The organism is Alphaproteobacteria bacterium (assembly GCA_039980135.1).
Taxonomy (GTDB): domain Bacteria; phylum Pseudomonadota; class Alphaproteobacteria; order UBA6615; family UBA6615; genus UBA8079.
In genome coordinates this window covers 292,710-307,823 of the sequence record JBDXCV010000003.1, presented here as the reverse complement: position 1 = coordinate 307,823, position 15,114 = coordinate 292,710, and the positions used below count along the sequence as shown (strand labels likewise).

General features: G+C 64.4%; 8 protein-coding genes. 5 read left to right on the top strand and 3 right to left on the bottom strand.

Going from position 1 to position 15,114, the window contains the following annotated elements; genetic code table 11:
• Positions 1 to 65: 65 nt before the first annotated feature.
• The 3 genes from ABJ363_03345 to ABJ363_03335 all read right to left on the bottom strand — a co-directional run bounded on the left by ABJ363_03345 (position 66) and on the right by ABJ363_03335 (position 5,115).
• On the bottom strand, positions 66 to 1,031 hold the full coding sequence (locus tag ABJ363_03345; protein MEP4378011.1) for a PstS family phosphate ABC transporter substrate-binding protein: 966 nt from the start codon (positions 1,029 to 1,031) through the stop codon (positions 66 to 68).
• 249 nt (positions 1,032 to 1,280) lie between these two features.
• Positions 1,281 to 2,678: a phosphate regulon sensor histidine kinase PhoR gene (phoR, locus tag ABJ363_03340; GenBank protein MEP4378010.1), complete on the bottom strand. Its 1,398-nt coding sequence runs from the start codon at positions 2,676 to 2,678 to the stop codon at positions 1,281 to 1,283.
• A gap of 88 nt (positions 2,679 to 2,766) precedes the next feature.
• Entirely contained in the window at positions 2,767 to 5,115 is a 2,349-nt protein-coding gene (locus ABJ363_03335) for an NADP-dependent malic enzyme (protein MEP4378009.1), read from the bottom strand.
• Positions 5,116 to 5,296: 181 nt separating this feature from the next.
• Between ABJ363_03335 and mutS the strand changes: the two genes are divergently transcribed.
• From mutS to murJ, 5 genes are all read left to right on the top strand, one after another.
• Positions 5,297 to 8,026: a DNA mismatch repair protein MutS gene (gene mutS / locus ABJ363_03330; protein MEP4378008.1), complete on the top strand. Its 2,730-nt coding sequence runs from the start codon at positions 5,297 to 5,299 to the stop codon at positions 8,024 to 8,026.
• Between the two features lies 1 nt (position 8,027).
• A complete protein-coding gene (locus ABJ363_03325) occupies positions 8,028 to 9,290 on the top strand; it encodes an MFS transporter (GenBank protein MEP4378007.1) in 1,263 nt (420 codons plus the stop codon).
• A 57-nt stretch (positions 9,291 to 9,347) separates the two neighbouring features.
• A complete protein-coding gene (locus ABJ363_03320; protein ID MEP4378006.1) occupies positions 9,348 to 12,104 on the top strand; it encodes a [protein-PII] uridylyltransferase in 2,757 nt (918 codons plus the stop codon).
• Positions 12,105 to 12,133: 29 nt separating this feature from the next.
• Positions 12,134 to 13,363 carry an MFS transporter gene (locus ABJ363_03315; GenBank protein ID MEP4378005.1) on the top strand — a complete coding sequence of 410 codons (1,230 nt, stop codon included), beginning with the start codon at positions 12,134 to 12,136 and terminating at the stop codon, positions 13,361 to 13,363.
• 122 nt (positions 13,364 to 13,485) lie between these two features.
• Positions 13,486 to 15,033 carry a murein biosynthesis integral membrane protein MurJ gene (murJ, locus tag ABJ363_03310; GenBank protein ID MEP4378004.1) on the top strand — a complete coding sequence of 516 codons (1,548 nt, stop codon included), beginning with the start codon at positions 13,486 to 13,488 and terminating at the stop codon, positions 15,031 to 15,033.
• The last annotated feature ends 81 nt before the right edge of the window (positions 15,034 to 15,114 follow it).

The following is a 15,114-nucleotide window of genomic DNA, read 5'->3' as shown; positions in this document are numbered from 1 at the left end:
TGTCGGGCTGTTTGAAGAAAGGCCACCGGCGCCCGAAGGCCGCCGGTGGGGCTGGCTTGGGAAGCTTACATGGACAGGGGCTGGAGGCCCTGCGCCTGCTTTGCCATCGCGGCCCGGTCGGTGTCGGGAAGCGGAATCAGGCCCTTGTCGATCAGGTAACCGTCAGGACCCCAGGCATTCTCACTGGTGAATTCCGTGACGAACTCCTTGATGCCGGGGATGACGCCCACATGCTGCTGCTTCACATAGAAGAAGAGCGAGCGCGAGACGGGGTAGTTGCCGGCGGCAATTTCCTCGAATTCCGGCACGGTGCCGTTGACCGAGGCGCCCTTGAGCTTGTCGGCATTCTGGTCGAGGAAACTGAACCCGAAGATGCCGAACGCCGCCGGGTTGGCTTCGAGCTTCTGGACGATCAAGTTGTCGTTCTCGCCCGCTTCGATGAAGACGCCGTCTTCACGCACGGCGTGGCAGGCCTTTTTCTTGAGGCCGAGATCGGCGGCACCAGCCAGCGTCTTGCAACCGCCTTCCATGGCAATTTCGACGAAGGCATCGCGCGTGCCGCTCGTCGGCGGCGGGCCAAGCACTTCGATTTTCTGGGCCGGAAGCGACGGGTCGATGTCGGACCACATCTTGTGGGGATTTGCGACCAGCTTGCCGTCCTGAGGGATTTCCGCGGCGAGGGCCAGGAAAACCTGCTCCAGGGAGAGGCTCATGTCCGGGCCGCTCTTGGCGTTGGCAATCACGATGCCGTCGAAGCCGACTTTGACTTCCGTGATGTCGATGCCGTTTGTCGTGCAGGCCGCGAACTCGGACTTCTTCATGCGGCGTGACGCGTTGGTCATGTCGGGGTGACCTTCGCCGACGCCGGAGCAGAACAGCTTCATGCCGCCGCCGGTACCCGTGCTTTCAACGACCGGAGTCTTGAAGCTGGAGGATTTACCGAACTGCTCGGCGACCGCCGTGGAGAACGGGAAGACGGTGGATGAGCCGACGATGCGAATTTGGTCGCGGGCTTCGGCGGCGCCGACCATGCCCACGGTGATCGCGGCTGCGAGGGTCAAAGTTTTGATTTTCACGGATGCCTCTCCTGAGGGTGGTGCGTGGTTGGAGTTGTTTCATGCGCCCGGCGGGGTCATCCCGATCTCGTTCGCAGGCGTGAACTTATGGCCGCTGCAAGATGGGTGTATGACAGTTGTGTTTCAGTTTCATGACACGGTCGGCGGCAGCGGATAACCGGCCCGTCGAGGTCCTGAAGGCGCGGCGCGTCGTGGGTGGCGGCGTCAGACCGTTGCGTCGGTATCGTGTCTAATCTGCAGGGTCACGGTAAAGGTGCTGCCCACGCCGGGTTCGCTCTGAATGGTCAGTTCGCCGCGATGCCGGTTGGCGATGTGCTTGACGATGGCGAGACCGAGTCCAGTGCCGCCGAGTTCGCGCGAGCGCGCCGTATCGACCCGGTAAAACCGCTCGGTGAGGCGCGAGATGTGCTCACGCGAAATGCCGTCGCCCTGATCGACGATCGACACGCTGACGACGTCGTTACGGACTGTCGCTTCCACCCGCACCGTGCTGCCGGCGCGCCCGTATTTGATGGCGTTCTCGATCAGGTTCTGGAAGAGCTGGGTAAGTTCGTCCGCCTGGCCCACCACGGGCTCGGTGAGCGCGCCGAGCACCAGTTCGATTTTTACATCGCGCGCACGCGATTGCGGGGCCAGAAGATCGGTGACGGTCGCGATCGTTTGCCTGAGGTTCACGGTGTCGTTCGGCGGCGTGTGCTCGTTCATCTCGATGCGCGAAAGGGAAAGCAGGTCGTTGACGATCCGGGTCATGCGGGTCGATTGGGTTTCCATCAGATCGAGAAAGCGCGCCTGAGCCTCGGGGTCGTCCTTCGCCGGCCCGCGCAGGGTTTCTATGAAACCGACGAGCGAGGTGAGCGGGGTACGCAATTCGTGGCTGACATTGGCCACGAAGTCCGCGCGCATCTGTTCGCCGCGGCGCAACGCCGTGACGTCGCGCATCAGAATCAGCGCGCGCGCATCGTTATTGCTGGTGGATTCGCTGCGGATCGGCTCGACGCGCGCCTCGAAGGATTGGTCACCCCGGTCTGTGAAGGTGAATTCCACGGTGCGTGTGGACATGCCATCCAGGACCTCGGCGACGGCCTCGAGAATGCCGGGTTGCCGGATGACGGCGGAAAGATCCCGCCCCGCGAGGTCGATGACGCCATGCCGGCCTTCGAGGAGCGCTCGCGCGGCGGCGTTCGCATAGACCAGCCGTGCCTGGGCGTCGAGCGTGACGAGGGGGTTGGGCAATGCATCGAAAAGATCCTGGGCGGCCCGGAGGCCATCGCTCAGTTGTTTGCGGTCGCGCGCCCAGCTGCGCTCGAGACGGAACAACGTGGCGGCCATATCTCCCGCCGGCCCGAAACCGTCCGGCAACCTGGCCGGGGTCTCCGTTTCGGCGGGCTGGTTGACCAACAAATCCATGCGCCTTGTGATTCGTCGCAGACGACCCAAAGGCCGGAAGGCGACCACGGCCACACCAATGACAATCAGGCCCGCGCCGATAATCGCGACGCCGCGCGACAGGAGGTCCAGCTGTGCCAGAGCCACCAGCACGATGCAGCCCGGGGCACCGAATATGAGTGCCGCGGCAATCAGATATTTGGCCTTGGGTGTCATGGATTGGTCTTGCCGAAAAGTCTGTGAACGTGTTCGCGCCTACCGAGCACGCAATTGACGCGAGGCGGCCCGGCAATTCCCTATGACGTTATTCCGCCGCCTTTTTCGGGGAAGATTTGCGCGCGGGTTTTGATTTCGCATTTGTTTCGCGGCGGATGGATTCGTAAGCGCCGAACGCCGAGGCGGTCACAAGTTCGTTCACGGTCGCATTCATGTGTACGATCTCGACCTGTTTCTCGAGGCCCATCAGCATCGGACCAAGCACGGTCCCATCGTCCGCCGATTGCATCAGGCGCGAGGCGATATGCGCGGAGTGAAGCCCGGGCATGATCAGCACATTGGCGGGGCCGGTCAGGCGGCTGAACGGGTAGTAGCGCTCGCGCAATGTGGAATCGAGCGCGATGTCGGGGGTCATCTCGCCCTCATATTCGAAATCCGCATCGCCGCGTTCGTCGAGCACCCGGACGGCTTCGCGCGAACGCTCGGTCAGATCGACCGGCGGGTTGCCGAAGTTCGAATAACTCAGGAACGCGACTCGCGGCTCGCTGCCCATCTGCCGGGCCTTGGCCGCCGCCTGGGTCGCGATGTCCGCCATGACTTCCGGGTCGGGCCGCTCGTGGACGGAGGTGTCGGCGATGAACAATGTGCGGTGGCGCAAGACATGCATCGACAGGCCGAAAATCTGTTCGCCCGGCACGGAATCGAAGACCCGGCGGACATCGTTGAAACAAGTGTAGAAGCGCCGCGACAGGCCGGTCACCATCACGTCGGCGGCGCCCAGCGCGACCATGCAGGACGCGAACACGTTGCGGTTCTGGTTGACGATCCGCGCGCAGTCGCGATGCATCATCCCCTTGCGCTGCAGACGGCTGTAGAGGAACTCGATATACGCCTCCCGGTCTTCCTCGAGGGCGGCGTTGTGCACACGCAGCTCATCGACCCCGGTCAGCCCGAGCTCCTCGATACGCTGGCGCACGACATTCTCGCGGCCGATGAGGATGGGCTCGCCCAGCCCGGCATTGCGATAGGCGATCGCCGCACGGATGACCCGTTCGGACTCGCCCTCGGCGAAGACGATCCTGCGCGGGCTGGAGCGCACCGCCTCGAAGGTCGCCTGGATCACAGACGAGGTCGGGTCGAGCCGGCCGGCGAGTTCCAGGCGGTACTGGTCCATATCCTCGATCGGTTTGCGCGCGACGCCGGAATCCATCGCCGCCTGGGCGATTCGCGGCGGGATATGCTCGATCAGCCGGGGGTCGAACGGGACCGGGATGATGTAGTCGGGCCCGTAGATCAGATGGTCGCCGGGGTATGCCGCATCGACTTCGTCGGGGACGTCTTCGCGCGCGAGTTCCGCCAGCGCTTCGGCACAGGCGATCTTCATCTCGTCGTTGATCGTGCGTGCGCGCACGTCCAGCGCGCCACGGAAAATATACGGAAAGCCGAGCACGTTATTGACCTGGTTGGGATAGTCCGACCGGCCGGTGGCGACGATGGCGTCGTCACGCACGGCGCGTACATCCTCGGGCGTGATCTCCGGATCCGGATTGGCCATCGCGAAGATGATCGGCTTGTCGGCCATCGATTTGACCATCTTCTTGGTGACCGAACCCGCGACCGACAGGCCGAAGAACACATCCGCGCCCACCATGGCCTCTTCCAGGGTGCGTGCCTTGGTGTTCACCGCATGGGCCGACTTCCACTGGTTCATGCCGTCTTCGCGGCCCTGGTAGATCACGCCCCGGCTGTCGCAAAGGATGGCCTGATCATGGGGCAGGCCCATGGCCTTGATCAGTTCGATGCACGCGATCGAGGCGGCGCCGGCGCCGTTGACCACGATCGTGATGTCCTTGAGGTCACGGTTTGTCAGATCGAGTGCGTTGATCAGTCCGGCCAGCGAGACGATGGCGGTGCCGTGCTGATCGTCGTGGAAGACCGGAATGTCCATGGTCTCGCGCAGGCGCTGCTCGATGATGAAACATTCCGGCGCCTTGATGTCTTCGAGATTGATGCCGCCGAATGTCGGCCGCAGGAGGCGCACGCAATTGACCACCTCGTCGACATCTTCGCTGTCGACTTCGAGGTCCATGGAATCAATGTCGGCGAAGCGTTTGAACAGAACCGACTTGCCTTCCATCACGGGCTTCGAGGCGAGCGCGCCGATGTTTCCCAGCCCCAGAACCGCGGTCCCGTTCGACACCACGGCGACGAGGTTGCCGCGCGAGGTGTAGTCATAGGCATCGTCCGGGTCGGCGTAAATTTCCATGCAGGGTGCTGCGACGCCGGGCGAATAGGCGAGGGACAGATCGCGCTGAGTGGTCAGCGGCTTGGTCGCGATAATCTCGATCTTGCCGGGCTTGCCGGTCTTGTGCATGTGCAGGGAATCGATATCGAGTTGCGACAGCTTCTTTTCTTCGCCATTGGATTTGTCGGTCATGATTCTCGCCTGAGGTTGGTGTGCAAACATAAGCCCGCGAATTGAGCCTGAACCGTGCGCCCGCAGCGCGTCAAGCGACACCGGATCGGATGCGCCCCACGACCGGAGAAATTGCCCACCGCGCAGATGGTCGGGGGGCTTTTGGACCGGCCACGGGCGGCGTATATGATGGGGGATCGTCATGCCAGGTTCTGCCCCCGCTTCTGAAGACCGCCCCAAAGCCGCCGCGCCCGCGTCGCCGATGCTGGTGCAGTGGCATGCGGCCAAGGAATCCTATCCCGATTGCCTCCTGTTCTTTCGCATGGGCGATTTCTACGAATTGTTTTTCGATGATGCTGTTGCCGCCGCCGCGTCACTGGATATCGCGCTGACCACGCGTGGACAGCAGAATGGCGAGCCTGTGCCGATGGCCGGCGTTCCCGTCCATGCCGCCGAACAGTATCTGCCGCGCCTGATTCGCGCGGGCCATCGGGTCGCTGTGTGCGAACAGATGGAGGACCCGTCCGAGGCCAGGAAGCGCGGGTCGAAATCGATTGTGCGCCGCGATGTCGTGCGGGTGATCACGCCGGGCACCCTGAGCGAGGACACGCTGCTGGATTCGCGCCGCCACAATTATCTGGCGGCCTGTGCCGACGTACGGGGCGCGTACGGCCTGGCTTGGCTCGACATGTCGACCGGTGAGGTGTGGATGCAGCCGATACCGGCCGCCGGAGGTACCAATCTGCTGGCGGCGGCGCTGGCGCGGATTGCGCCGGGCGAGATCCTGCTGCCGGACAGGCTTCTCGACGCGCCGGAATGTGCCGGCCTGTGGGACGAATTGCGCGACACGCTGACGCCGCTACCCGCCAGCCGGTTTGATTCGGGGAACGCCGAGACCCGGCTGACCGAGACCTATGGCGTGGGGACACTGGATGCATTCGGCGAGCCGGGCCGGGCCGAGATCGCGGCGGCGGGGGCGCTGTTCGACTATCTCGCCCTGACCCAGGTCGACCGGATGCCGCGTCTGTCCCGACCGCGACGCCTGCCGTCGCCGGGCAGCGCGGGCGCGGTTATGGAAATCGACGCCGCGACCCGGCGCAACCTCGAGCTGGCCCAGACCTTGTCGGGTGAACGCAAGGGCTCGCTGCTCTCGGTGATCGACCGCACGATTACCGGCCCTGGCGCGCGGCTCCTGGCCGAACGGCTGGCCGCGCCATTGACCGATGTCCCCGCGATCGAGGCCCGTCTCGATGCGGTCGGGTATCTGGGTGATGACGGGGCTGCGCGCGAGGATATTCGCGCTACATTGCGCACGGCCCCGGACATGGAACGTGCCCTTTCGCGGCTCGCGCTTGGCCGGGGTGGCCCGCGCGACCTGGCAGCGCTGCGCGCCGGGCTCGAGGCCGCCGTGGCGTTGCGCACGCGTCTCGACGCGATGACGGGGGCGCCGGAGACTTTTGATCTCGTCGGCGAGGCGCTGGGCGATCACGGCGCGTTCATCGATCTTTTGAGATCGGCGCTCGCGCCCGAACTGCCGCTCGCCGCACGCGATGGCGGCTTCATCGCCGGGGGATATTCCGCCGCGCTCGACGAGCAGACGGTACTGCGCGACGAGAGCCGGAAACTGATCGCGGGCCTTCAGGCCGACTATGCCGAGAAGACCGGCGTCGCCAACCTCAAGGTCAAGCACAACAACGTCCTCGGCTATTTCGTTGAGTTGGGGTCAGCCCATGCCGACCGCATCATGGACGGCGGCAAGGAAGCCGCCGCGGAGACATACGGCCTGATCCATCGCCAGACGATGGCCAATGCCGTGCGATTCACGACGGTCGAGCTGTCCGAACTCGATGACAGGATTTCGCGCGCCGGCGAGCGCGCGCTCGCGATCGAGCTCGAACTTTTTCAATCCCTGACCGATGCCGCGCTCGCCGAGGCCGAGGATATTGCCGGCGCGGCCCGCGCGCTTGCCGAGCTCGACGTGGCGGCGGGGCTGGCCGAACTTTCTGTGGGCGCGCGATTCACCCGGCCGGTGTTGTCGGAAGACCAGAGTTTTCTGGTCACCGGTGGCCGGCACCCGGTGGTCGAGGCGATGCTCGATGACGGACCCGGCGCCTTTGTTGCCAATGATTGCGATCTGTCGGGCGAAGACGCGGCCGCCGGCCGCCTGTGGCTCGTGACCGGCCCGAACATGGCGGGCAAATCGACGTTTCTGCGCCAGAATGCCCTGATCGCCATTCTGGCCCAGATCGGCTCCTTCGTGCCGGCCGCCGCGGCCCAGATCGGGGTTGTGGACCGGTTGTTCAGCCGGGTTGGCGCGGCCGACGATCTGGCGCGGGGCCGCTCGACCTTCATGGTCGAGATGGTCGAGACGGCGGCGATCCTGAATCAGGCGGGCCCGCGCGCGCTGGTCATCCTCGATGAGATCGGGCGCGGCACGGCGACCTTTGACGGGCTGTCGATTGCCTGGGCCACGGTGGAACATCTGCACGAGCAGAATCGCTGCCGGACATTGTTTGCGACGCATTTCCATGAACTCACCCGGCTCGCCGCGCGGCTGCCCGATATGTCCTGCCACACGATGCGGGTGAAGGAATGGAACGACGATATCGTTTTTCTCCACGAGGTCGGACCGGGTGCCGCCGACCGGTCCTACGGTATCCATGTCGGGAAGCTTGCCGGGCTGCCGCCCGCCGTGGTGGGGCGGGCTGAAGCGGTGTTGCGCCTGCTCGAGGCCGGCGACCAGGCCGGCGCCCTGACCCGTCTGGCAGACGATTTGCCGCTGTTCCAGGCGGCGGTTGCCGGCGATACCGGCGCCGTGGCACCGGTCACCGATCCGGTTCGGGAACTCCTGGCGTCGGTCAGCCCCGATGAGTTGACACCCAGGACCGCGCTGGAACTGCTCTACCGGCTGAAAGCGGCGATGGATGATTAGCTTGCTTCTTCGCGCCCTGGCGTTTGCGGGGTTCGGCGCCGTCGGCGACGTGATGCGCCATCGCAACTTCCGGGTCTACCTGATCGGGCATATTCCCAATGTCGTCGGCACCTGGGTCGTGCGGATCTCGATCGGCTGGCTGGCCTGGGAATTGACCGGGTCGAGCTTTTGGGTCGGGGCCGTGGCGGCCGCCGACGCGTTGCCGGTGCTCGTTTTCGGTCCGATCGGCGGCGTCCTGGCCGACCGAATGGACCGGCGGAGAATCGCCATCGTCACCCAGGCCTCCCTGGTTGTGATTTCGATTCTTCTGACGTTGTTTACCTTTGGCGGCCTGATGACGATCTGGCTCCTGCTGGCCATGGCGCTTGCGCGGGGCGCCACCTTCTCGTTCTGGCAACCGGTTCGATTGGCCCTGATGCCGAACCTCGTGCCGCGGTCTGAAATTTCGACAGCGATCGCGCTGAACTCCTCGACTTTCAATGCAGCCCAGTTTGTCGGCCCTGCGCTGGCGGCGATTCTCCTTCCGCTGGGCGGACCGGGCCTCGCCTTTTTCTTCAATATTTTCGCGGGTGGTGCCATGGTCTGGGCGCTGGCGAGCATAGATGTACCCTTCCAGGCCGCCAGCAAGGCGCCGCGCGGCACGTTCCTCGGGGATGCGCTGGCCGGCGTCCGATATGGCGCGTCCCATCCCGGGATCGGGCCCATGCTGCTGCTCTTGCTGGCGCTCGGCACCATGATTCGGCCGTTGACGGAATTATTGTCCGCGCTGGCCGGATCCGTGTTCCTGCTCGACGTCACCGGTTTCTCGATCATGGCGTCGTCGCTGGGGATCGGCGCCATGGTCGGCGCGATATGGATGCTGCGGCGCGGCAACAAGGACGGGATTACCGAGATCGCACTTTTGACGGGCCTCGTCGGCGGGACCGCGGTGTTCCTGATCGTCAACGTGACCTGGTTGCCCTTCGCGCTGGTCTGCCTCGCCGTGTTGGGGTTCACGATGACCAGCGGCGGCATCGCCATCCAGCAGGTCGTCCAGTTTGCCGTTCCCGACGAGATGCGCGGGCGTGTGCTGAGCCTGTTCGGCATGATCTTCCGATCCGGACCCGCGCTCGGGGCGCTGGCCATGGGGCGCATCGGTGACGCGGTCGGGCTGGGCTGGCCGGTGACTGTCGGGTCCCTGATCGGCCTGGCGGTTTACACCTACGCTTACTCGAGACGCGCGCGTTTGCGGGCGGCGCTGGAGGGGAAACCCCGCGTGGCGTAACGCAATCCGATACCCGCCATATTCAATCAGCGCCGGACCGTGTAAAACGGCACGGGTATGGCCAAACGAAAACGACAACGCGACGTAATTGACCGCGCGGCGCTCGAGGCTCGGATCCTCGAGGCCTGCGCCGATATCGCCACGGCTGCGGAACGCCGGCGGGTCACTCTTGAACTGCTCAAGGCGGGAATCGAAGAGGGCCGGACGCAGGTGCAAACCCGCTTCGAGGCTGTTGAGATTGATGGTAATGCGGCGAAAGGCGAGCTCGCTTTTCTGTTCGATCAGGTGATCCGGATCGTGCACGACGCTGCGTTGCGCGAATATCCCTCGGCCAATCCGACCGCGACCGACCGGATGGCGATCGTGGCGGTGGGCGGTTATGGCCGCGGCGAACTGGCACCCTTCTCGGACATTGATCTGCTGTTCCTGTTTCCCTGGAAGCAGACGGCCCATGGCGAGCAGATCGTCGAGTATGTTCTCTACTTCCTCTGGGACCTGGGACTGAAGGTCGGGCATTCGACCCGGTCGATCGATGATTGCGTGCGTCTCGCCAAGAGCGATCTGACCATCCGCACCGCGCTCCTGGAGGCGCGTTACCTCTGGGGCGATCAGGCGCTGTATCTGGAGTTCCGCAAGACCTTCAGCGATCAGGTGATTTCCGGCGCGGCGATGGAGTTCGTGAAGGGCAAGCTCGACGAGCGCGACAGCCGCCACGAGAAGATGGGGGACAGCCGGTATTACGTCGAGCCGAACATCAAGGACGGCAAGGGCGGACTCCGGGATCTCCAGACCCTCTATTGGATCGCTAAATTCGCCTATGAGGTCGACAGCGTAAGCGACCTTGTCGAACGCGACGTCTTGACGAAAGCCGAAGCACGCAATTTCTCGAAGGACCAGAATTTCCTCTGGAGCGTCCGTTTCCACCTGCATTATTTGTCGGGGCGGCCCGAAGAACGGCTCACCTTCGACGTGCAGACGCCGATTGCGGAACGCATGGGGTATGCCGACCGCGCCGGCGCGTCGGGTGTCGAGCGCTTCATGAAGCATTATTACATCGTGGCGAAGGATGTCGGCGACCTGACCCGCATCTTCTGCGCCGCGATCGAGGCGGAGAATATGAGCCGGCCGATCATCCGGCTGCCGCGTCTGCGCCGCCCGCGTGATTTGATGGGTTTCACGATCGACCGTGATCGCCTGACCGTCGCCGACGACGATCAGTTCGAACGCGACCCGGTGTCGATGATCCGGCTTTTCCATGTCGCGCATAATGAAGGGCTGGATATCCACCCCCATGCGCTGCGCCTGGTGACCCAGAACCTGAAGCGGATCGACAAGAACGTCCGGGCAGACCCGGAGGCGAACCGCATGTTCGTCGAGATGGCATCGTCGATCGACTCACCGGAACAGGCGCTGACGCGGATGAACGAGGCGGGTGTGTTCGGCCGGTTCCTTCGGGACTTCGGCCGCGTCGTGGGCCAGACCCAGCACGACATGTATCACGTCTATACTGTCGACGAGCACACGATCCAGGCGATCGGCCTGCTCGCCAAGATCGAGCGCGGCGAACTTGAAGACGAGCACCCGGTGGCCAGCGAGGTGATCCACAAGATCGGCTCGCGGCGTGCCCTTTATTTGGGGGTCCTGTTCCACGACATCGCGAAGGGCCGCGGCGGCGACCATTCCGTGCTCGGCGCGCGTGTGGCCAAGCGGGTCTGTCCGCGCCTCGGCCTCGATGCCGAGGAGAGCGAGACGGTCGAATGGCTGGTGCGGGAGCATCTCGTGATGAGCGACGTCGCGCAAAAGCGCGATCTCAACGACAGCAAGACCATTCTGGATTTCGTGGATCAGGTTCAGTCACCCGAACGCCTGCGTCTGCTGTTGTGCCTGACGGTTGTCGACATGCGCGCGACGGGGCCGAATGTCTGGAACAACTGGAAGGCCGAGCTTCTGCGCGAGCTGTATCACGCGGCCGAAGACGTGATGTCGGGCGGGCAGCGCACGCACGCCCGCGGGGCGCGGGTCGAGGCCGCCAAACATGATTTGCGCGAAGCGCTGGCAGATTGGACGGACGCGGATATCGAGGCCCAGTTCGACCGGGGCTACTCCGGCTACTGGCTGACCTTCGACACGGATACACTGGCCCACCAGGCCCGCCTGATGCGCACCGCGGAGCAGGAGAAGCTGCCGCTTTCGATCCGCACCCGGGTGCGGGCCGACATCGATGTGACCGAACTGACGGTCTACACGCAAGATCATCCCGGGCTTTTTTCACGGATCACAGGGGCCATATCGGCGGTTGATGCGAATATCGTTGACGCCAAGGTTTTGACCACACCGCAAGGCATGGCGCTCGACACCTTCTGGCTACAGGACCGGGACGACACGGCCTTGTCGGCGTCGGGTACGCTGGCCAAGCTTACGGTCCAGATCGAACGCGCCTTTGCCGGCGAGATGGATCGGTCGGAGCCCGAGGCAGAGCGGACGTTCATCCCGGCGCGTACGAAGGTTTTCACCGTGGCGCCGCGGGTGATCGTCGACAATCAGGCGAGCGCGACTCACACCGTGATCGAGATCAACGGCCGGGACCGCCCGGGCTTCCTCTATCTGGTTACGCGCGCACTGTATGACCTGTCGCTGCAGATATCGTCGGCAAAGATTTCGACTTTCGGCGAGCGGGCGATCGACGTCTTCTATGTCAAGGACGGGTTCGGCATGAAGGTGAGCCATGAGTCGCGGATCGCCGCAATCCGAAAGCGGTTGCTCGATGCGATCCGCGAAGAAGACAAGGCCGTCGCGAAGACGGCGGCCGAGTAGAACACGACACACAGCCGGCCTTGCCCACGATGAAATCTGTTCTGTTTGCCGTCGCCGCGCTCCTGCTCGGAGTTCTGCTTCTGATGCTCGGGAGCGGCTTGCAGGGCACGTTGATCGGCATCCGCGGCGCGATCGAATCTTTCTCGCGCGTCGAGATCGGGCTGATGATGTCGGCCTATTATGGCGGCTTCGCCATCGCCTGCCTTTTCGGGGGGCAGGTCATCGAGCGGGTCGGTCATATCCGCAGCTTCGCCGCGTTTGCATCGACGGCGTCAGCGGCTGCCGTCGTTCACGCGGCGATTGTTGACCCCTACTCCTGGTTTGTTCTGCGGGCGTTGACCGGGGCGTGTTTCGCCGGTCTCTACATGGTGATCGAGAGCTGGCTGAACGGCCAGGTTACGAACGAACGGCGCGGCACCGTGATGGCGCTCTACATGATCGTGAATCTCGGCGGAATTGCCGCCGCGCAACAACTTCTCCTCCTTTCGGACCCGCGCGGGTTCGAGTTGTTCGTCCTGTCGTCGGTGCTGATCTCGCTGGCCGTCGTGCCTGTTTCGTTGACAACTTCGACCGCCCCCGGCGCCATTTCCACCGAGCGTATGGGCCTGCGCGCATTGTTTGCCCTGTCGCCACTCGGCGTCTTCGGGGCGTTCGGGATGGGGCTCGTCAACGGCGCGATGTGGGGCTTGACGCCCCTGGCCGCGATAAATCTCGGATTCTCGACCTCCACCGTCGCTTTCCTGATGAGCGTGATCGTTGTCGGGGGTGTGGCGTTTCAGTGGCCGACCGGCTGGGCCTCGGACCGTCTGGATCGCCGCGCCGTGATTGCGGTGGCGTGTTTCCTGTTGGCGGCGAGTTGTGTGGCGTTGGCCCTGATATCCGCTAGCGACCTGCGTTTGTTCATGATCGTCAGCTTCGTTTTCGGCGGGATGAGCTTTGTCGTCTATCCGCTGTGTTCGGCGCATCTGAACGATCGGATTTCCGACAATGACCGCGTCAGTGCGAGCGCCGCCCTGTTGCTCGTACTGGGTGTCGGCGCGACCATCGGGCCGGTCCTGGGGGCGCTGGCGATGCGTTATCTGGGAGACCACGGCCTGTTCGCCTTCATGGCCGGGGTGGGCGTTCTTCTGTTCTTGTTCGTGTTGCTCCGGATGCGCGACAACCCGCCGGTGCCGAGCGCGGAGCAGTCCCGTTTCGAGCCGATCGTCCCCGCCCCCGCATCGACCCTGCTCGATCCCCGCGTCGAACCGCCGCGCTGATCTGTCCGGCGGTGTTCCGGTCGACCTCTCGATTGATCACCAGGCTGTGCCCTGTAGGCCCGCCGCCCCAATTCGGACGTGCCCGCCTTTCCTTCGCCCCGGTTTCCCGTTAAGAGCGCTACATGCCACTCATTCGAGCCATAGCGACGGTCGGCGGCTGGACCATGGGCAGCCGTGTTCTTGGCTTCATACGCGACATGTTCATCGCCGCGTTCCTCGGGGCCGGACAGGTCAGCGACGCGTTCTTCGTGGCGCTGCAGTTTCCCAACATATTCCGCCGCCTGTTCGCCGAAGGTGCCTTCAACGCCGCTTTCGTGCCGTTGTTCGCGGGCGAGCTGACCGAGCAGGGCCGCGCGGCGGCACGGGAATTTGCCGAGCGTGTCTTCGGGGTCATGCTGGCGATCCTGATCGTGCTCAGCGTGCTGGTCGAAATCTTCATGCCCGCGGTGATGGGCGTGGTCGCCGGCGGGTTTGCGGACGAGCCGGCGAAGTTTCAAATGGCGGTAGATTTCGCCCGCCTGACCTTTCCCTATCTCCTGTTTGTCTCGTTGTCCGCGATGCTCGGCGGCATTCTCAATACGCTCGAGAAATTCGCCGCCGCCGCCGCTGCGCCGATCCTGCTCAACATTGTTCTGATCGCCGCCCTGACCGGTGTGGCTCTGGGCTGGCTGCCCGACCCGGGTTTGGCCTTGAGCTGGGGCGTGCTCATCGCCGGCATCGGACAGTTCGTCTGGCTGGCCGTCGTGTGCGCGCGCACCGGCCTGATGCCGGTCGTGCCGCGCCTGGTATTCGGCCCCCGCGTGAAGCGACTGTTCATGCTGATGGGGCCAGGCATCCTCGGCGCCGGCGTTTATCAGATCAATGTCTTGGTCGGGGTGCGCCTCGCCTCGGAACTGCCCGAAGGTTCGGTGTCGTTCCTGTATTTCGCCGACCGCGTGAACCAGCTGCCGCTGGGTGTCGTCGGTGCGGCGGTGGGCGTGGCGCTGCTGCCATTGTTGTCGCGCCAGCTCCGGGCCGGCGAGACGGATGCGGCGCGTGACAGCCAGAACCGGGCCATCGAGTTTGCGATGCTGCTGACCCTGCCCGCTGCCGCCGCACTGCTGGTCGCCGCCGACCCGATCGTCACCGTCTTGTTTCAGCGCGGCGCATTCGACGCGACGGACGCGGCGGCCACGGGGGCTGCGCTGGCGGCGTTCGCCTTGGGACTGCCGGCATATGTGTTGATCAAGGCGTTGGTCCCCGGCTTTTTCGCTCGTGAGGACACGGTGACACCGGTGAAGATCGCCGCGCTGGCGCTGGTAGTGAATGTGGCGCTGGCGCTGTCGTTGATGCCGAGTTTCGCCCATGTCGGAATCGCCCTGGCGACGGCCGCATCGGCCTGGCTGAACGCCGGGTTGCTGGCTGCCCTGTTGTACCGGCGGAAATTGCTCGAGCCCGACCGCAGGCTGGTCATGCGGCTCGGGCGCATTTCATTCGCGGCCATGTTGATGGCCGTCGCGCTTTGGCTGCTCGCCGGCGCGCTCGCCTCGCCGCTCGAACGAAGCGATCCAGCGGGTGTCGCGGCGCTGGTGTTGCTGGTGGTTTCGGGCATGGTGATCTACGGCGTGCTGGCGCAGGTGGTTCGCGCGTCGTCGCTGTCCGAACTGCGGGCGATGTTTCGACGCGGATAGATGCCGCACCGCTTGACCTGTCGCGCACCGGCGGTCCATAACCCGCGCCTTCCCTGACACCCTCGGGCGTCCACACCCCCT